At 72.8% G+C, this 17,662-nt stretch carries 20 protein-coding genes and 1 pseudogene; 7 read left to right on the top strand and 14 right to left on the bottom strand.

Going from position 1 to position 17,662, the window contains the following annotated elements; translation table 11 throughout:
* The first annotated feature begins 125 nt into the window (after positions 1 to 125).
* Positions 126 to 383 carry a hypothetical protein gene (locus tag ASG32_RS28495; protein WP_056533031.1) on the top strand — a complete coding sequence of 86 codons (258 nt, stop codon included), beginning with the start codon at positions 126 to 128 and terminating at the stop codon, positions 381 to 383.
* Positions 384 to 400: 17 nt separating this feature from the next.
* Here the strand turns inward: ASG32_RS28495 and ASG32_RS28490 are convergent, their stop codons facing one another.
* The 9 genes and pseudogenes from ASG32_RS28490 to dxs all read right to left on the bottom strand — a co-directional run.
* On the bottom strand, positions 401 to 1,141 hold the full coding sequence (locus ASG32_RS28490; RefSeq protein WP_020092972.1) for a 16S rRNA pseudouridine(516) synthase: 741 nt from the start codon (positions 1,139 to 1,141) through the stop codon (positions 401 to 403).
* 13 nt (positions 1,142 to 1,154) lie between these two features.
* Entirely contained in the window at positions 1,155 to 2,060 is a 906-nt protein-coding gene (locus tag ASG32_RS28485) for a class I SAM-dependent methyltransferase (protein WP_020092971.1), read from the bottom strand.
* Between the two features lie 148 nt (positions 2,061 to 2,208).
* On the bottom strand, positions 2,209 to 3,207 hold the full coding sequence (gene era, locus ASG32_RS28480) for a GTPase Era (RefSeq protein WP_020092970.1): 999 nt from the start codon (positions 3,205 to 3,207) through the stop codon (positions 2,209 to 2,211).
* Positions 3,204 to 3,968: a ribonuclease III gene (gene rnc, locus ASG32_RS28475; RefSeq protein ID WP_056533028.1), complete on the bottom strand. Its 765-nt coding sequence runs from the start codon at positions 3,966 to 3,968 to the stop codon at positions 3,204 to 3,206. The genes era and rnc overlap by 4 nt, the downstream gene beginning before the upstream one ends.
* Before the next feature lie 11 nt (positions 3,969 to 3,979).
* Positions 3,980 to 4,765: a signal peptidase I gene (gene lepB / locus ASG32_RS28470; RefSeq protein WP_020092968.1), complete on the bottom strand. Its 786-nt coding sequence runs from the start codon at positions 4,763 to 4,765 to the stop codon at positions 3,980 to 3,982.
* Positions 4,766 to 4,953: 188 nt separating this feature from the next.
* Positions 4,954 to 5,364 carry a holo-ACP synthase gene (acpS, locus tag ASG32_RS28465; protein ID WP_020092967.1) on the bottom strand — a complete coding sequence of 137 codons (411 nt, stop codon included), beginning with the start codon at positions 5,362 to 5,364 and terminating at the stop codon, positions 4,954 to 4,956.
* Positions 5,361 to 6,110, bottom strand: a complete 750-nt coding sequence (locus tag ASG32_RS28460; RefSeq protein ID WP_056533376.1) for a pyridoxine 5'-phosphate synthase — start codon at positions 6,108 to 6,110, stop codon at positions 5,361 to 5,363. The genes acpS and ASG32_RS28460 overlap by 4 nt, the downstream gene beginning before the upstream one ends.
* Before the next feature lie 158 nt (positions 6,111 to 6,268).
* Positions 6,269 to 6,700 (bottom strand): transketolase C-terminal domain-containing protein, encoded by a 432-nt coding sequence (locus tag ASG32_RS28455; RefSeq protein WP_280141619.1) that lies wholly within the window; start codon positions 6,698 to 6,700, stop codon positions 6,269 to 6,271.
* Between the two features lie 26 nt (positions 6,701 to 6,726).
* Positions 6,727 to 8,373, bottom strand: a pseudogene (gene dxs, locus ASG32_RS28450) (1-deoxy-D-xylulose-5-phosphate synthase); the annotation flags it as partial.
* 400 nt (positions 8,374 to 8,773) lie between these two features.
* Between dxs and ASG32_RS28445 the strand changes: the two are divergent.
* The 4 genes from ASG32_RS28445 (at position 8,774) to ettA (ending at position 12,078) form a co-directional block, all read left to right on the top strand.
* Positions 8,774 to 8,995: a hypothetical protein gene (locus ASG32_RS28445; protein ID WP_056533022.1), complete on the top strand. Its 222-nt coding sequence runs from the start codon at positions 8,774 to 8,776 to the stop codon at positions 8,993 to 8,995.
* Positions 8,995 to 9,876: a DNA/RNA non-specific endonuclease gene (locus ASG32_RS28440; protein ID WP_056533019.1), complete on the top strand. Its 882-nt coding sequence runs from the start codon at positions 8,995 to 8,997 to the stop codon at positions 9,874 to 9,876. The genes ASG32_RS28445 and ASG32_RS28440 overlap by 1 nt, the downstream gene beginning before the upstream one ends.
* 19 nt (positions 9,877 to 9,895) lie before the next feature.
* The gene (locus ASG32_RS28435) at positions 9,896 to 10,231 is read left to right on the top strand and encodes a hypothetical protein (protein ID WP_199866169.1); all 336 of its coding nucleotides are present in this window, start codon (positions 9,896 to 9,898) and stop codon (positions 10,229 to 10,231) included.
* Between the two features lie 194 nt (positions 10,232 to 10,425).
* Positions 10,426 to 12,078, top strand: coding sequence for an energy-dependent translational throttle protein EttA (gene ettA / locus ASG32_RS28430; protein ID WP_056533016.1), 1,653 nt, complete (start codon positions 10,426 to 10,428; stop codon positions 12,076 to 12,078).
* Positions 12,079 to 12,165: 87 nt separating this feature from the next.
* Here the strand turns inward: ettA and ASG32_RS28425 are convergent, their stop codons facing one another.
* Positions 12,166 to 13,113 carry an NAD(P)-dependent oxidoreductase gene (locus ASG32_RS28425; protein ID WP_056533012.1) on the bottom strand — a complete coding sequence of 316 codons (948 nt, stop codon included), beginning with the start codon at positions 13,111 to 13,113 and terminating at the stop codon, positions 12,166 to 12,168.
* A gap of 287 nt (positions 13,114 to 13,400) precedes the next feature.
* Here ASG32_RS28425 and opgC point away from each other — a divergent pair, with 287 nt between their 5' ends.
* Positions 13,401 to 14,594, top strand: coding sequence for an OpgC domain-containing protein (opgC, locus tag ASG32_RS28420; protein WP_056533009.1), 1,194 nt, complete (start codon positions 13,401 to 13,403; stop codon positions 14,592 to 14,594).
* 16 nt (positions 14,595 to 14,610) lie between these two features.
* The gene (locus ASG32_RS33020) at positions 14,611 to 14,784 is read left to right on the top strand and encodes a DUF2256 domain-containing protein (protein ID WP_170855278.1); all 174 of its coding nucleotides are present in this window, start codon (positions 14,611 to 14,613) and stop codon (positions 14,782 to 14,784) included.
* Here the strand turns inward: ASG32_RS33020 and ASG32_RS28415 are convergent.
* From ASG32_RS28415 to ASG32_RS28400, 4 genes are read right to left on the bottom strand one after another with little or no spacing between them, the layout of a single operon-like run.
* Complete coding sequence (locus ASG32_RS28415; RefSeq protein WP_056533006.1) at positions 14,718 to 15,383, bottom strand: nucleotidyltransferase family protein; 666 nt, start codon at positions 15,381 to 15,383, stop codon at positions 14,718 to 14,720. The two genes, ASG32_RS33020 and ASG32_RS28415, sit on opposite strands and share 67 nt — an antisense overlap.
* Complete coding sequence (locus tag ASG32_RS28410; protein ID WP_056533002.1) at positions 15,376 to 16,428, bottom strand: molybdopterin-binding protein; 1,053 nt, start codon at positions 16,426 to 16,428, stop codon at positions 15,376 to 15,378. Before ASG32_RS28410 ends, ASG32_RS28415 begins: the two co-directional genes overlap by 8 nt.
* Positions 16,425 to 17,126, bottom strand: a complete 702-nt coding sequence (locus ASG32_RS28405) for an XdhC family protein (RefSeq protein WP_056533000.1) — start codon at positions 17,124 to 17,126, stop codon at positions 16,425 to 16,427. The genes ASG32_RS28410 and ASG32_RS28405 overlap by 4 nt, the downstream gene beginning before the upstream one ends.
* On the bottom strand, positions 17,126 to 17,449 hold the full coding sequence (locus ASG32_RS28400) for an XdhC family protein (RefSeq protein ID WP_020096348.1): 324 nt from the start codon (positions 17,447 to 17,449) through the stop codon (positions 17,126 to 17,128). Before ASG32_RS28400 ends, ASG32_RS28405 begins: the two co-directional genes overlap by 1 nt.
* Positions 17,450 to 17,662: the final 213 nt, after the last annotated feature.

Genomic DNA, 17,662 nt, shown 5'->3' with positions numbered 1-17,662 from the left:
GCGGGCGCTTAGCAGAGGGCGGGTCAGAAGGCAAGAAGCGGCGGGGCGGCGCGGGCCAGCCCTCAATCACAGCCTGTGTTCAGACCGCTTGCAACACGCGGGCTCGCCTCGCGAGAGTTCGAACCATGGCGGCGGTCGCATTCGACACCCTGAAATTCGCCCGGACCCTCCGGGAGAAGGCCAAGCTCTCCCCGGAACAGGCGGAAGGCTTGGCCGATGCCATGGCGGAAGCGTTGCAGGGCGATCTCGTCACGAAGGCGGATCTGCGCGCCGAGCTGGCGGATACGCGGTCCGAAATCGTGCGCTGGGTGGCGGGCCTGATCGGCTTCCAGACACTCGCTGTGATCGGCGCGGTCGTCGCCCTCGCCCGGGCGCCGCACTGACAGGCGCGCAGCCCGGATCACCCGCCCGCGAACACCGCCGCCACGTCGTCGGCCGTCATCACCCGGTACGCCCCCGCCGGCAGGTCCGCCGGCAGAGCGAGACCGCCGACCCGATCCCGGTGCAGCGCCGCGACGTGGTTGCCGACGGCGGCGAACATCCGGCGGACCTGGTGGTAGCGGCCCTCCGTCAGCGTCACCGCGCAGCGCGTGGCATCCTCGACGTCGAGCCGCACCGGCAGGAGCGGGCGCTCCTCGCCCTCCAGCACGAGCGTCCCCGCGGCGAACACCTCCGCCTCGCGGCCGGTCAGCGGCCGGTCGAGGGTCACGCGGTAGCGCTTCGCCACCTGGGCCTTCGGGCTGATGATCCGGTGCAGGAGCGCCCCGTCGTCGGTCAGCAGCAGCAGGCCCGAGGTCTCCTTGTCGAGGCGCCCGACCGTGGAGAGCGGCGGGTCGCGGCGGCGCCAGCGCTCGGGGAGCAGCCCGTAGACCAGCGGGCCCGCCTCCTTGTGCGAGCAGGTGACGCCCAGCGGCTTGTGCAGCATCAGGCACAGGCCGGGGAGCGGGTCCAGGGCCTCGCCGTCGATCGTGAGGCGCTCCGGCAGGTCCGGCGCGAGGGCGATCCGGTCGCCGGCCTCCGCGAGCTCCGCGCCGTCGAGGCGGATCGCGCCGGCGCGGGCGAGCGCCTGGATCTCGCGGCGCGAGCCGTAGCCGAGATTGGCGAGGAGCTTGTCCAGGCGGACGGATCTCGCCGCGCTCATGGAAGCGGCGCGCTCACCGGCGGGCCTCGTAGACCCGGTAGCCGTTCGCCTGGACGGCCACCGCGACGTGCCGGAACGCCTCGCGCAGGCTCGCCTCGTAGGGCAGGTGCGCGTTGGCCACGAGCCACAGCGCCCCCCCGGGGCGCAGGGCCTCGGCGGCCCGCGCGATGAACGCCCGGCCGAGCGCCTGATCCTCGCTCCCGCCCTCGTGGAACGGCGGGTTCGTGACGACGAAATCGAGGTGATCTGGCACGGCGCCGGACGCCCGAATATCCGCCCAGAGGATCGTCGCCCGCGGGTCGGCGACGTTGCGGCGGGCCATCTCGACGGCGCGCCGGTCGATCTCCAGCAGGGTCAGGGCGGTCACGGCCTCGGAGCCCAGGACGGCCCGCGAGAGGACCCCGAGCCCGCAGCCGAAATCGGCGCCGCGGCCCTTGAGGGCCGGGAGGTTCGCGAGCAGCAGCGCCGTGCCCGGATCGAGCCGGTCCCACGAGAAGATGCCGGGCTGCGTGCACAGGGCGAGGTTGTCGACGTGGCGCGGGCCGCCCTCGTCGATCGCCTCGGCGAGGCCGGCCGGCGCCGTTGGCCGCTCCGCCGTGCAGATCCGGTGGTGCCGGCGCGGCTGGTCCGCGGCCGCGCAGCCGAAGGTCGTCAGCTCCTTGGCGAGGCGTGTGCCGCCGCGATCCTTGGGCGCCAGGGCGACCATGCGGCCGCCCGGCCCGAGGGCGCGCAGCACCTGGGCCAGCACGTAGCGCCGCTCGACCGTTCCGGGCGGCGCCAGCACGGTGGCCGAGTCGAGGCTGTTCTCGGACAGATCCTCGAGCCGCGCGGCGCCGGGGATCAACGGGGAGAGCTGGACGGCGTCGCCCGGGACCTCGGCGAGGTCCACCGGCGGCAGGCCGTAGACGGCGTGGCGCATAGACGATTCGGGATTTGGAGTGCCGAAACCGGAACGCGAATCCGCGGCGGAGCGGGGTAAACCCGCGCCCGACTCGATTCATCCGGGGGAACACCGCGTTTATACCGGAACCGGCCGCGAAGCCCAGCCTCCCGCGCGGCCCGGCGCGTCAGCCCCGCGGAAATTCCAGGCCCATCTCGCGGTAGCGGGCCGGGTCGTCGGCCCAGTTCTCCCGCACCTTCACGTGCAGGAACAGGTGGACCTTGGCGTCGGCCGCCTCGGCGATCTCGATCCGGGCCGCCTGCCCGATCGACCGGATGGTCTGGCCGCCCTTGCCGAGCACGATCGAGCGCTGGCTCTCCCGCTCGACGAAGATCGTCTGCTCGATCCGCACCGAGCCGTCGGGCCGGATCTGCCACTGGTCGGTCTCCACCGTGGAGCGGTAGGGCAGCTCCTCGTGCAGCCGGTCGTAGATCTTCTCCCGGGTGATCTCGGCGGCGAGCATGCGCAGGGGCGCGTCCGAGACCTGATCCTCCGGATACAGCCACGGGCCCGCCGGCATGCGGGCGGCCAGCGCCCGGCGCAGGTCGGCGACGCCGTCGCCGTTGAGCGCCGAGATCATGAAGGTCTCGGCGAAGGGCGCGGCGGCGTTGAGCTTGGCGGCGAGATCGAGCAGCCGCTCGCGCGGGATCAGGTCGATCTTGTTGAGGATCAGCAGTTTCTCGCGCTTCACCTCGCCGAGCCGGCCGAGCACCGCCTCGACTTCCGCGTCGACACCCTTGCGCGCGTCGACCAGCAGGCAGACGGCGTCGGCGTCGGCGGCGCCGCTCCAGGCCGAGTGGACCATCGCGCGGTCGAGGCGGCGCTTGGGCGCGAAGATGCCGGGGGTGTCGACCAGCACGACCTGGGCGGAGCCCTCGATGAGGATGCCCCGCACCAGGGCCCGGGTCGTCTGCACCTTGCGGGAGACGATCGATACCTTGGTGCCGACGAGGTTGTTGAGCAGGGTCGACTTGCCGGCATTCGGCACGCCGATCAGCGCGACGAAGCCGGCCCGGGCGTCGGCGGGCGTGCCGGGAAGGGTGGACGGGTCGCGCGCGGGGTCCCGGGCCGGCGCGATGCCGGGCCCGTCCTGCGCGTCGTGATCGTCCTGCTCGTGCGCGCTCATGCTGTCTCCGTCGGTTCCGCGTCCGCGGAGGCCCCGATTCCCTCCCGCTCCATCAGCGCCCGCGCGGCGGCCTGCTCGGCGATCCGCTTCGACGTGCCGTCGCCGAGACCGGGCTCCAGGCCCTCGACCTGCACGGCGATGCGGAACCGGGGCGCGTGGTCGGGACCGGTGCGCTCCACCACCTCATAGCTGGGGATCGGCAGGCTGCGGCCCATGGCCCATTCCTGCAGGGCGGATTTGGCGTCGCGGCCCCGCGCCGCCGCGGTCGGCTCGCCGGGATGGAAATGCGCCTCGACCACCGCCCGGGCGGCGTCGAACCCGGCATCGAGGTAGATCGCACCCAGGATCGCCTCGCAGACGTCGGCGAGGATCGTCTGGTTGCGCCGGCCGCCGCCCATGACCTCGCCCTGGCCGAGGATCAGGTGCGGGCCGACCTCCCACGAGGCGGCCACGGCCGCGCAGGTCTCGCGCCGGACCAGGGCGGCCAGGCGCCGGGAGAGGTCGCCCTCGTCGGCCTCCGGGAAGGCGCCGTAGAGGCGGTCGGCGACAGCGAGCCCGAGCACGCGGTCGCCGAGGAATTCCAGGCGCTGGTAGCTGCCGCCCCGGCCGCTCGCCTTGCTGGTGTGGGTCAGCGCGCGGGTGAGCAGGTCCTGATCGCCGAAGCTGTGGCCGATCCGCTCCTCGAGCGCGGTCAGCGGCGGGCGCGGCTTGTGGGCCCGCCGGGATCGGGCGTTGGCCCGGGGCTGCGCGGCGTCGTCCAAGTCCGGGCCGGTCAATGGATCGTCGTGAACAGGCGCGACCAGCGCACGTGGGCCGGCCAGTTCCAGACCTGCCAGGCCGGCGTACCCTCGTCGATCGAGAAGAAGATCATCTCGGCGCGCCCGACCAGGTTGGCGAACGGCACGTAGCCGACATTGGCGAGATCGCGCGAATCGGTGGAGTTGTCGCGGTTGTCGCCCATCATGAAAAAGTGACCGGGCGGGACCGTGTACAGCTCGGTCTTGTCCCAGAAGCCGTTGTCGCCGTCGCGCTCGATCACCCGGTGGACCACGCCGTTGGGGAGGGTCTCCAGGTACTGGGGCACCTTGGTCGGCTGGCCGTAGGGATCGGTGGTCTCGTAGTCGGCGATCCGCTCGCGCTTGACCGCCTTGCCGTTGATGTTCAGCACGCCGTCGATCATCTGGATCTTGTCGCCCGGCAGGCCGATCACGCGCTTGATGTAGTCGGTCGAATTGTCCTTGGGCAGCTTGAACACCGCGATGTCGCCGCGCTTCGGGTCCGCGCCCCAGATCCGGCCGTCGGCCTGGATCGGGATGTACTCCGAGAGCGGCAGCGAGTACTTGGAATAGCCGTAAGAATATTTTGACACGAACAGGTAGTCGCCGATCAGCAGGGTCGGCACCAGCGAGCCCGACGGGATGTTGAACGGCTGGAACAGCAGGGTCCGCACCACGAGGGCGATCAGCAGCGCCTGGATGCCGACCTTCAGCGTCTCGCGGATGCTGGCCCAGGTGCCGGTGTCGGCAGGTTTCCTGAGCGGCTTGCCGTCGTAATCCACGCGCGCGTTCCGTCTTCGATTGAGGTGCGACGCCCGCGATCCGCGGGGCGCGGCCCCGCCGCGCGCGGCCTGATGTGCGGTTGTCCCGAGGAATGCGCCGCAATCGTGTCCGCCGTGTCCGGGGGTCTAGACCATGCGCGAGCCCCCCGCAACGCGCGACCGCCGCAGGCTAATCCGCGACGGCGGCCTCAACCGGCGACAGGGACCGGCAAGGCCTCGATGATCACGAAGGCTTGCGCCATCGGCGGATCGTCCGTGAGGCTCACGTGGAGCCGCGCCGCGTGCCCCGCCGGCAGGAGTTCCGCGAGCCGCTCGGCCGCGCCGCCCGCGAGGCGGAGGGTCGGCTGCCCGGAGGGCAGGTTCACCACCTCCATGTCGCGCCAGAACACGCCGGCGCTGAGGCCGGTGCCGAGCGCCTTGGCGCAGGCCTCCTTGGCGGCGAAGCGGCGCGCGTAGCCCTCGGCGCGGGCGGCCCGCCGGTCGCAGCGAGCCCGCTCGCCGTCGGTGAAGACCCGGTGGGTGAAGCGCTCGCCGTGGCGCTCCAGGGTCCGGGCGATCCGGCGGATGTCGCAGAGATCCGAGCCGATCCCGACGATCATGGGTTCCGCGCCCGGTCCATGGCGGCCCGCATGTCGCGCACCGCCCGGTCGAGCCCCACGAAGATCGCGTCGGCGATCAGGGAATGGCCGATATTCAGCTCCCGGATCTGCGGCAGCGCCGCCACCGGGCCGACGCTGCCGAGGGTGAGCCCGTGGCCCGCGTGGATCTCGAGGCCGAGGCCGGCCCCGTGCTCCGCCGCGCGCCGGATGCGGGCGAGCTCGCGCGCGGTCCGGGTGGCGTCGTCCTCCAGCGCCGCCTCGCAGTAGCTGCCGGTGTGCAGCTCGACGACGGGCGCCCCGAGGGCATGGGCGGCGTCCATGATCGCGGGCTCGGGCTCGACGAACAGCGAGACGCGGATGCCGGCCTCCGCGAGGGCCCGGACGCGCGGCGCGAGGTGCGCGCGGCCGCCGACGATGTCGAGGCCGCCCTCGGTGGTGCGCTCCTCGCGCTTCTCCGGGACGAGGCAGGCGGCGTGCGGGCGGGTCTCGAGCGCGATCGCCACCATCTCGTCGGTGGCGGCCATCTCGAAGTTGAGCGGCACGGACAGGCCGCGCTTGAGCGCCGCGATGTCGGTGTCGCGGATGTGGCGCCGGTCCTCGCGGAGATGCGCGGTGATCCCGTCGGCGCCCGCCTCGACGGCGAGCAGGGCCGCCCGCACCGGGTCCGGATAGTCGCCGCCGCGGGCGTTGCGGACGGTCGCGACGTGATCGATGTTGACGCCCAGGCGCAGTTTCTCGGAGGTCATCCGCTCGTTCGTCCCCGTGTCGGCGCGGCGCGACAGGCTCACCGGGGGGTCGGAAGGCGCCGCGCGCCCTCACCCCGTGCCGGCGATATGCGGAGGATCGCGCGCGCCGGCAAGACGGTCGGGGTTCGGGGGCGGGCTCCGGCGGCCGGCCCGCCCGGTCAGGCGAGCCGCAGGCGCGACCGGCTGTCCTTCCGCTCGGGCAGTGTATCGAGGGCGGTCCTGACGATGGTCTTGGCGTCGAGGCCCGCCTCGGCGTACATCTTCTCCGGGCTGTCGTGGTCTTGGTAGGCGTCCGGCAGCGTCATCGTCCGCACCCGCACYCCGCCCGCGTCCAGCGCGCCCCGCTCCGCCAGCAGGTGCAGCACCATCGCGCCGAACCCGCCCCGCGAGCCCTCCTCGATCGTGATCAGAACCTCGTGSTCGCGCGCCAGATCCAGGATCAGCGCCTCGTCCAGCGGCTTGGCGAACCGCGCGTCCGCCACCGTCACCGCCACGCCCTGCTCGGCCAGCGTGTCGGCCGCCTTCAAGGCCTCCGACAGCCGCGTGCCGAGCGACAGCAGCGCCACACGCGCCTCCGGGTCGCGCCGCACCACCCGGCCCTTGCCGATCGGTCGCGCGCCAGATCCAGGATCAGCGCCTCGTCCAGCGGCTTGGCGAACCGCGCGTCCGCCACCGTCACCGCCACGCCCTGCTCGGCCAGCGTGTCGGCCGCCTTCAAGGTCTCCGACAGGCGCGTGCCGAGCGACAGCAGCGCCACACGCGCCTCCGSGTCGCGCCGCACCACCCGGCCCTTGCCGATCGCCAGCGCCTCGCCCCGCTCCGGAAGCTCGACGCCCACACCCTCGCCGCGCGGGTAGCGCAGCGCGATCGGGCCCKTGTCGTGCGCGTGGGCGGTCGCCACCATGTGCACCAGCTCGGCCTCGTCGGAGGCCGCCATCACGGTCATGTTCGGCAGGCAGCACAGGTAGGCGAGGTCGAACGCGCCCGCGTGCGTCGCCCCGTCGGCGCCGACCAGGCCCGCCCGGTCCAGGCAGAACCGCACGGGCAGGTTCTGCAGCGCCACGTCGTGCACCACCTGGTCGTAGGCCCGCTGCAGGAAGGTCGAGTAGATCGCCACGAACGGCCGGTAGCCCTCGGTGGCCAGACCGCCCGCGAACGTCACCGCGTGCTGCTCGGCGATGCCGACGTCGAAGGTCTTGTCCGGGTGCGCCTTGCCGAACAGGTCGATGCCGGTGCCCCCCGGCATCGCGGCGGTGATCGCCACGACCTTGTCGTCGGCGTCGGCCGCCTTGATCAGGCTCTCGCCGAACACCCGCGTGTAGGCCGGCGCGTTCGGCTTGGCCTTGGCCTGGACCCCTGAGACCACGTCGAACTTGACCACGCCGTGGTAGCGGTCGGCCGAGGCCTCGGCCGGGGCGTAGCCCTTGCCCTTCTGGGTGACGACGTGGAGCAGGATCGGGCCGTGCTCGGCGTCGCGGACGTTCTTGAGGACCGGCAGCAGGTGGTCGAGGTTGTGCCCGTCGACCGGGCCGACGTAGTGGAAGCCCATCTCCTCGAACATGGTGCCGCCGCCGACCACGAGCGAGCGGGCGTATTCCTCGGCCGCGGCGGCGCGCTGGTAGAGCGCCTTGGGCAGGAGCTTGCCGAGCTGCTTGGCGGTCTCGCGCAGGGACTGGTAGGCGCCGCCCGAGGCCAGGCGGGCGAGGTAGGCCGACATGGCGCCGACGGGGGGCGCGATCGACATGTCGTTGTCGTTGAGGATGACGATCAGGCGCGAGTGCAGGGCGCCGGCATTGTTGAGGGCCTCGTAGGCCATGCCGGCCGACATCGAGCCGTCGCCGATGACCGCGATGGCGTTGCGGCGCTTGRGCGGGCGGTTCTTCGACTTGGCGGCGGCGTTGTCGAGGTCGCGGGCGACCGCCATGCCCAGCGCGGCCGAGATCGACGTGGAGGAGTGGGCGGCRCCGAAGGGGTCGTAGACGCTCTCGGAGCGCTTGGTGAAGCCGGACAGGCCGCCGCCCTGGCGCAGGGTCCGGATGCGGTCGCGGCGCTCGGTGAGGATCTTGTGGGGGTAGCACTGGTGTCCGACGTCCCAGACGATGCGGTCGTCGGGGGTGTCGAACACGTGGTGGAGCGCCACGGTCAGCTCGACCACGCCGAGCCCCGAGCCGAGATGGCCGCCGGTGATCGAGACCGCGTCGATCATCTCGGCGCGCACCGCGTCCGCCACCGCCGGAAGCTCCGACTCCGGAAGACGCCGCAGCGCCGAAGGNTGGCCGCCGGTGATCGAGACCGCGTCGATCATCTCGGCGCGCACCGCGTCCGCCACCGCCGGAAGCTCCGACTCCGGAAGACGCCGCAGCGCCGAAGGAGACGGAACGCGGTCCAGCAACGCCGATTGCTCAGGGGAGAGTGCCAATGCTCGCATCCGTTCGTTCGAGTATGGCGACGGCTCCGTCACGGGCCCTCGGCAACCGCGACGCCAGCAGCCCGGGGACACGCGTTCATGCTAGAACCCGCCCGTCCGTCGCTGTCATGATAGTGCCAGTTACGGACGATCGGCGGCGCGATCAATGTCGGGCCGGCGTTTTTTTCAGTCACGTGCCCTTAACGCCACAAGAGGTTCGCCTTTGAATCCGGCTCGTCTGTGCACAATCCTGCTCATGTTCGCGATTACGGGTCACGGCCAAGCTTACGCCCAGCCACGGCCGCCGGACGGCAATCTCGACTTCCTCTGCAACTTCCTCGGCGACTGCCCGGCGCGGGTCGCGCCGGGCGGTCCCGATCGCGATGCCCGCCCGTTCAGCAACAGCCTCGGCCGGCCCTGCGCGTGGCGGGACCGCCCGACCCCGGAGGGCGTCCGCCGGGTCCGCGTCTGCTGGTGATGCGGGCACCGACGCTCGCCGCCGCGGTCCTGACCCTCGCGCTGGGCGCACCCCCGGTCCGCGCCCAGGATTCCTGTCCGGCCCTGTTCGCGGACGGGCAGACGCCCGTCCTCACGAATCCGAAGCTCGCCGTCCGCGCGGTCCCGCTGTGCTTCGAGGCCTTCGCGGTCCTGCATTCGGGCGTGACGCGCACGCCGCTCTACGCCGCCGAGCACCTCACCCGCGCCAGCGTCGCGGCGGCCCGGGCGGTGGCCCGCGACGATTCCTTCCACGAGGAGACGCGCCTGCCGGAGGATCAGCGCGCCGCGCTGGAGGATTACGTCCGCAGCGGGTTCGACCGGGGCCATCTCGCGCCGGCCGGGGACATGCCGACCCTCGCCGCCCAGGCCGAGTCGTTCAGCCTCGCCAACATCGTGCCGCAGAACCGCGTCCTGAACCGGGGGCTCTGGGCGGATGTCGAGGAGAGCACCCGGCGGCTGGCCACCCGCCGGGGCGCGCTGTTCGTCGTCACCGGGGTGATCTTCGCGGGCGACGCGGTGCAGCAGATCAAGGGCGGCGTGCTCGTCCCGACGCAGCTGTTCAAGGCCGTGTACGACCCGTCGCGCGGCGAGGCGGGGGCCTACCTCGCCCGGAACGACGATTCCAAGGACTGGCGCGCCCTGTCGATCGACGATCTCCGCCAGGAATCCGGCATCGACGTCTTTCCCGGCCTGCCGCCCGCGGCCCGGGCGACCGCGATGGGGCTGCCGGATCCTCAGGCCTCCGCCCGCGCGGAGGAGCGCCGGCCCCGGCACGAGCAGACCTGGCAGGACTGGCTCGAGCGCGAACTCACCCGCGCCCTGCGCAAGCTCGTCCGCGACTTCCTGCGCACGTTCTTCTGAGAGCTTCTGAGAGGACCCGATGCCCGAGAACAAGCGACGCGCCCGGCCCAAGACGGAAAGCCCGGACAGCGAGAGCCCGGACGGCAAGAACTCGGACACCGAGGGCTTCGCGCCGTTCGCCGACGATGCCGGCGTGCGCTCCGTCGGCGCCCTGAGCTTCGAGAACGGCACGGACCGGATCGCCCTGCACGGGTCCCTCGACCTGACCCGCGACCGGACCGGCCTGGAGCAGGCCAGGCTGCTCCGGGAGACGCTGGACGCGATCGTGAAGGCCCTGGAGGCGTCCGACCTGCCGGACGCGGTGGCGGAGGTGCCGGACGCGCCGCCGGGAACGGTCAAGAACCCCTTCGCGTGAGCGTTCCGGCGCCCGCCGGCGGCGGGCCCGTCTTTGCCGCGTCCTTGCCGCGTCCCGGCGGGCCTGATACTCGGAGAGGGTCATTCCTATATCGTAGGGACGCGCGTCCAGGACGGGTGCTGAGGCCCGGTGCCTGACCCGTGCCGCTGGCACGATCCGCGCGGTCCCGAACAACGCGCCGAGGACGATCCGCGATGGCTCGCGAATTCATCTACCACATGCGGGGCCTGACCAAGGCCTATACCGGCGGCAAGAAGGTCCTGGATAGCGTCAACCTGTCCTTCTACCCCGACGCCAAGATCGGCGTGCTCGGCATCAACGGCTCCGGCAAGTCGACGCTGCTCAAGATCATGGCGGGCATCGACAAGGAGTTCACCGGCGACGGCTGGGTCGCGCAGGGCGCGCGCGTCGGCTACCTGCCGCAGGAACCCCAGCTCGATCCGAGCAAGTCCGTCCGCGAGAACGTGATGGAGGGCGTCGCCGAGAAGCAGGCCATGCTCGACCGCTACAACGAGCTCGCCATGAACTACTCGGAGGAGACCGCCGACGAGATGATCGAGCTCCAGGACCGGATCGAGTCGCTGGGCCTCTGGGAGCTCGACTCGAAGGTCGATCAGGCCATGGAGGCCCTGGGCTGCCCGAGCGACGAGCAGCCGGTCGCGACCCTCTCGGGCGGCGAGCGCCGCCGCATCGCGCTGTGCCGCCTGCTCCTGTGGGAGCCGGAGCTGCTGCTCCTCGACGAGCCCACCAACCACCTCGACGCCGAGACGGTGAACTGGCTGGAGGGTCACCTGCGCCAGTATCCGGGCGCGATCCTGATCGTGACCCACGACCGCTACTTCCTCGACAACGTGACGAGCTGGATCCTGGAGCTCGATCGCGGCAAGGGCATCCCGTACGAGGGCAACTACTCGGCCTGGCTTGTCCAGAAGCAGAAGCGCCTGGAGCAGGAGGGCCGCGAGGACATGGTCCGGCAGCGCTCCATCGCCCGCGAGCAGGAATGGATCGCCGCCTCGCCGAAGGCCCGCCAGTCGAAGTCGAAGGCGCGCATCACCCGCTACGAGGAGCTGGTCGCCAAGCAGGCGCAGAAGGTCGACGCGTCCGCGCAGATCGTCATCCCAATCGACGAGCGGCTCGGCAACAACGTCATCGAGTTCGAGCACCTCAGCAAGGCGTTCGGCGACCGGCTGCTGATCGAGGACCTGTCGTTCAAGCTGCCCCCGGGCGGCATCGTCGGTGTGATCGGCCCGAACGGGGCCGGCAAGACCACTTTGTTCAAGATGATCACCGGCCAGGAGAAGCCCGACAACGGCAAGATCGAGGTCGGCGAGACCGTGAAGCTCGGCTACGTCGACCAGTCGCGCGACGCCCTCGACCCGAACGCCACGGTCTGGCAGGAGGTCTCCGGCGGCAACGACATCATCTATTTCAACAAGCGCGAGATCAATTCGCGCGCCTACTGCGCGGCCTTCGCGTTCAAGGGACCCGACCAGCAGAAGAAGGTCGGCACCCTCTCGGGCGGTGAGCGCAACCGCGTTCACCTCGCCCGGACCCTGAAGGGCGGCGCCAACGTGCTGCTCCTCGACGAGCCGACCAACGACCTCGACATGGAGACCCTGCGCGCCCTCGAGGACGCGCTGGAGGATTACGCCGGCTGCGCGGTCATCATCAGCCACGATCGCTGGTTCCTGAACCGCATCGCCACGCACATCCTGGCCTTCGAGGGCGACAGCCACGTCGAGTGGTTCGAGGGCAACTTCTCCGACTACGAGGCCGATAAGGTCCGCCGGCTCGGGGCGGATTCGATCATGCCGAAGAAGATCAAGTACAAGCGCTTCTCGCGCTGAGACCGGTCGCGGCTCCGGGGCGCCGCCGGCGTTCCGGAGCCGCGCGCCCGTCCGAGGACGTTGCCGTCACCTCTGCCCGGTGACGGATCACCGGAGGCGCGCCCGCGCCTCCGCCAGGATCGTCGCCAGGCTCTGCGCGAGCGGGATGGTCGGGGCCCATCCGGTGGCGGTCGCGAAGGCCGCGGGGTCGCAGCCCTCGCTGCGCACACCCGCCGGGCGGACCCGGCCGGGCGCGACGCGCAGGTCGAACCGCGCCTCCGTCAGGCCGCGCAGCGTCTCCAGGATGTCGGAGACCGGTGTGACGACCCCCGATCCCACGTTGAAGATGCCGCCGTCCGGCAGGTCGTCGATCCGGGCGATCACGCGCAGGCACGCCGCGGTGACGTCGGCCACGTCGAGGAAGTCGCGCCCCGCCGAGAGGTCGCCGACCTCCAGGCTCGGCGGCGCCAGCCCCCGCTCGATGCGGGCGATCTGACCGGCGAAGGAGGCGACCACGAAGGTCTCGCTCTGCCCGGCCCCGATGTAGTTCGACGGCCGCAGCACGAGATGCTTGATCCGGGCATTCGCCAGCACGTCGCGGAGGATGTACTCGCAGGCGTTCTTGGTCCGGCCCGAGATCGTGTCGGGGCGCGGCGTGACGTTCTCGTCCGGGCGCGGGCAGGCGCGGAACACCTCGCCGTAGACGACCGTGGAGCTGAGGAAGACCAGCGCCGCGCGGGTCCGCGCCACCGCCTCGGCGAGGTTGAGGGTGCCGAGCAGTTCCGCCCGCCAGGCGTAGGACGGCGTCTCGCTCGACTGCGCCACCGAGGCCAGCGCCGCGAGGTGGAACACGCAGGTGGGGTCGAAGGCCGCGACCGTCTCGGCGAGCGCGCGCGCGTCGAACGGGTCCACGGCCCTCAGCGTCACGCCGTCGAGGGGCGGTGGCGGGCTCCGGTCGAGGCCGAGGATGGGGCTGCCCGGCGGCAGGTCCCGACGCAGCGCCTCGAGCAGGCGGCGGCCGAGATAGTCTCCCGCTCCGGTGACGAGGACGCGCATGCCCCTTGCCCTCAACCCTGCCACGAACCCAGCGACGCGCCCCGTGCCGGCGCGGGCGCCGGGAACCGGGATCGTCGGCCGCGTCTATACCGCGCCCCGCCGCGACGCGAGGGGGCGGCGCGGCCAACGGCCGCCGCGGCGGGCGGATCATCGGTGCGACCCCGCCGTTGTGCACATCCGAACAAAGGCGCGTGATCGGCGGGGCCTCGGGCGGCCGGCGCGCTATGGTTGCACCGCGGCCCCGGCCGCTCCGCGTCCGGACGGAGAGCGCCACGGTGATGGGCTGAGTGACGCGCCTCGACGATCTCGAACGGCCCGGCGCCGCGGAACCGCGGGCGCTCCCCCCACCGCCCGCGGAGGCACGGCCGGCGAAGCCCGCGCGCGACGCGCGGGTCGACGTGGTGCGCGGCCTCGCGCTCCTGACGATCTTCATCGACCACATCCCGCGCAACGCGCCGGCCCTGCTGACGCTGCACAATTTCGGGTTCTCGGACGCGGCCGAGATCTTCGTGCTGCTGGCCGGCTACTCGTCGATGATCGCCTACGGTGGGCTGTTCCGGCGCGCCGGGATCCGGACGGCGCTCACGCGCATCGCCAAGCGCTGCCTGCGCATCTACCTGTTCCAGGCCGGGCTGCTGCTCGCGACCCTGGTCATCGTCCGGATCTGGATGGACCTCACCGGCCTGACGCCGCGATTCGGCGTCGCGCCGCTGCTGCAGATGGGGCTGCTGCCGGGCCTGCTGCGCGGCCTCGCGCTGAACGCGCTCCCGAACTACCTCGACATCCTGCCGCTCTACATCCTGCTGCTGGCGCTGTTCCCGCTGATCTATCTCGGGATGCGGCGCGGGATCTGGGGCGTGCTGGGCCTGTCGGGTGCCCTCTGGCTCGCCGCCAACGTCGATCATCAGCTGAACCTCCCGAACGCCGCGGCGGTGGATGACGGGTGGTACTTCAACCCCTTCGCGTGGCAGTTCCTGTTCGTGATCGGCGCGGCGCTCGCGGTCACGGTCCGCGCCCATGACGGCCTGCTGCCGCGGCGCGGATGGGCCGTGGCGGCGGCCGCGGCCTACCTCGCCTTCGCGGTCCTGCAGGGCGGGTCCTGGGCGGAGTGGGGGCTTCCAGACCTCCGGCCGCTGGCGATCGGGCCGCCCGACAAGAGCCACGTCGCGCCCCTGCGCCTGATCAACATGCTGGCGCTGGCCTACCTGCTGTTCAGCGCGCCCGCCGTGGCCCGCGCGAGCCGGTGGCGGCGGCTGCGCCTCGTCGACGCCTGCGGGCGGCACTCGCTGGAGATTTTCGCCGCCGGATGCCTGGCGGCGCTGATCGGCCGCATCCTCTACCGGACCTTCGACCCCACCTGGCCGCTGCAAATCGCGGTCAATGTCGGGGGGATCGCGGTCATGCTCGGCCTCGCCCACGCGCTGGACGCGCGCCTGCGCCGGGCGGCCGGGACCGGCCCCGACGCGCGCCGGCCCGGATAGGCCGGGAGGAGCCGCGATGCCGCCGATGCGCCGCAAGGGCGATCTGCCGGAGAAGATCTGCGCCCAGTGCGGCCGCCCGTTCGCGTGGCGCAAGAAGTGGGAGCGCGTCTGGGACGAGGTCCGCTACTGCTCGGACCGGTGCCGGGCCGAGGCGAAGGCCGCGCGCGGGCGCGACGCGGCGGGGCGCTGATCGCCCAGCGCGGCCAGCGCGTCCGGCGTGTCGACGTCGAGGGCGGTGGCCGGATCGCCCGGGATCTCCAGCACGTCCGGCCGCCCCCTCAGGAGCGGCCCCGCGCCGTGATCGCCGGCGAGGCGGGCGATGTCTGGGCCGAGGCGGCGCAGGTTGAGCAGCACCGGGTTCCCGCGCCGGCCGGCCTGCACCGGCACCACGGCCGCAGGCGGCTCCGCGGCGCGCGCTGAGGCCTCCGCGAAGGCCTCCGCCAGGCGATCGAGATGCGCGGCGGTGACGCGCGGCATGTCGCCCAGCACGACGATGGCGGCCGTGCAGGTGGCGGGCAGCGCCGCGAGGCCGGCGCGCAGCGAGCTCGCGAGGCCGGAGCGGTAATCCGGATTGTCGACGCGGACGAGGTCGAGCCCCGCCAGCGCTTCGCGGACCGCCGCCCCGTGGGCGCCGAGCACGGCGACCACCGGCCGGGGCCGGGCGCCGAGGGCCGCCTCCGCGGCGTGGCGCACCAGCGGCCGCCCGTCGAGGGGCGCGAGCAGCTTCGGCGCGGCGCCGAACCGGCTGCCGAGGCCCGCGGCGAGCAGGATCGTGCCGATCTCAGGCATCCCTGTCCTCCGCCCCCGGATCCGGCTCGTCCGCCGCGGCCGCGCCGCCGGCGCGGGGCTGCGGGCGCGAGACGATCTCCATCAGCAGGCCGCCGACGCCGAGGGCGACGATGTCGGCCCGGGTCACGGTCAGGTCCGCCAGCAGGCGGTGGAGGATCCAGTCGAAGCCGTTCTCCTTGGGCGAGCGGGCGCAGCCCGGCGCGCCGATCACCGGCACGCCGCCGCGGGCGCCGACGAGGAGCAGGTTGCCGGGGTCGACCGGCATCCCGAGATGGTCGACCCGGCCGCCCGCCGCCGCGATGCCGGCCGGGATGACGTCGCGCCGGTCGGCGATCGCCGAGGCGCCGAACACCACCACGAGGTCGGCCCCGGCGCGGTCGATCATCTCCGCCAGGGACGCCGCCACGGATGCGGCGGTGTGGGGCACCCGGGTCTCGGCCACGATCGCGGCGCCCGCGGGCGCGAGGCGGTCGGCCAGGGCCCGGAGGGTCTTGTCGATCGTCGTCTCCTTGAGGCTCGGCAGGCGCGTCGAGACCACGGCCACCCGGCGGCGGCGATACGGCACCACCCCGAGGACGTCGCCCTCCGCGGCCGCGCAGGCCCGGGCCAGCACGGCGCCCGGCACGGCGTAGGGGATGATCTTCACCGTGGCGACCATCTCGCCCTCGACCACCGGCCGGAAGCGCGGCAGCGTCGCCACCGTCACCGCCTCGTCGACGGCGTTGACCGCGTCGATCCGGGCCGGATCGAGGGTGAGCACCCCCGCCGTCTCGGCGAACAGGTTGCTGCGGCCGGTGAAGGGCGCCTCGACGCGCAGGTTCGGCCCGCGCAGGCGCGCGGCGAGCCGCGCCGCGGCGGCGTCCTCGCCGACGTCGCCGGGCTCGAGCGTGGCCGCCACGATCTCCGACAGGCCGGCCCGCGCCAGGCCGGCGGCGGCCTCCGCGGCGATGACGGCGCCCTTGCGCAGGGTGATGTCGGCCCGCCGCACCGTGTGCGCGCTGATCAGCCCGGCCGAGTCCGCGACCGGGACGGTTCCGAACCTCACGCGACCTCCGGGCGGGGCACGCGGCGCAGGGCGGCGACGATCTCGGCGAGCACCGCCAGGGCGATCTCGGCCGGGCTCACGGCGCCGATGGGCAGGCCGATCGGCGCGCGGATCCGGCCGATCTGCGCCGGCGTGAAGCCGGCCTCCGTGAGCCGCGCGACGCGCGCCGCGTGGGTCTTCCGGGAGCCGAGGGCGCCGACGTAGAAGCACTCGGCCGTCAGCGCCGCCTTCAGCGCGGGATCGTCGATCTTCGGATCGTGGGTCAGGGCCGCGAGGGCGCAGTAGCGGTCGAGGACCGGCACGCTGGTCCCGAGGGCGGCGTCCGGCCATTCGGCGACCAGCGCGGTGCCGGGGAAGCGCTCGGGCGTCGCGAAGGCGGTGCGCGGGTCGATCACCGTGAGCGCGAGGTCGAGCCCCGCGGCCATCGGCGCCAGGGCCTGCGAGATGTGGACCGCGCCGACCACGACGAGCCGCACCGGCGGCACCTGCACGGTCAGGAACAGGGTCCGCCCGCCCGCCTCGACGAGGCCGCTCTTGCCGGAGGCGAGGTGCTTCGCCAGCACGTCGGCGAGGGGATCGGCGGCGATCGCGTCCTCGCCGACGAGGCGCTGCGCGCCGTCGGCGATGTCGGTGATGAGGATCGCGGCGCGGCGCGCGGCCCGCGCGTCGTTGAGCGCTGCCAGGACGTCGCCGCGCATCAGTCGACCCGCTCGACGAAGACCCGGATCCGGCCGCCGCAGGACAGGCCGGCGCGCCACGCGGTCTCGTCCGCGACGCCGAATTCGAGGACGCGCGGCACGCCCGCCTCGATCACCTCGATCGCCTCGGTGATCACCGCGCCCTCGACGCAGCCGCCGGAGACGGAGCCGAGGAAATTGCCCTCGCCGTCGACCACGAGGTGGCTGCCCACCGGTCGGGGCGCCGAGCCCCAGGTCTCGATCACCGTGGCGAGGGCCACGGCGCGGCCGTCGCGCCGCCAGGACTGGGCGGCGGAGAGGATGTCTGTGTCTGTGCTGAGCATGGCCTCGTGGACTTCCGGCCGGCGGGCGCCCCCCGCCCCTCACAGGTATGGCCCGCGTGCCGCGGTGCAAGAAGCCCTCATGCCGAAGGCGCGTCAGGAAACATTGGCCGAGATCGTCGGTCGGCCATACTCTGCACCCACGATCTTTCGCGGAGACGGCGCCCCGATTAGTGTCCGGCATGTCCAAACCACAGCCTCATCCTGAGGTGCCGG

It is taken from the genome of Methylobacterium sp. Leaf361 (genome assembly GCF_001424445.1).
Lineage (GTDB): Bacteria > Pseudomonadota > Alphaproteobacteria > Rhizobiales > Beijerinckiaceae > Methylobacterium.
The sequence above is the reverse complement of the archived record's forward strand: the minus strand, read 5'-3'. Positions and strand labels throughout refer to the sequence as shown.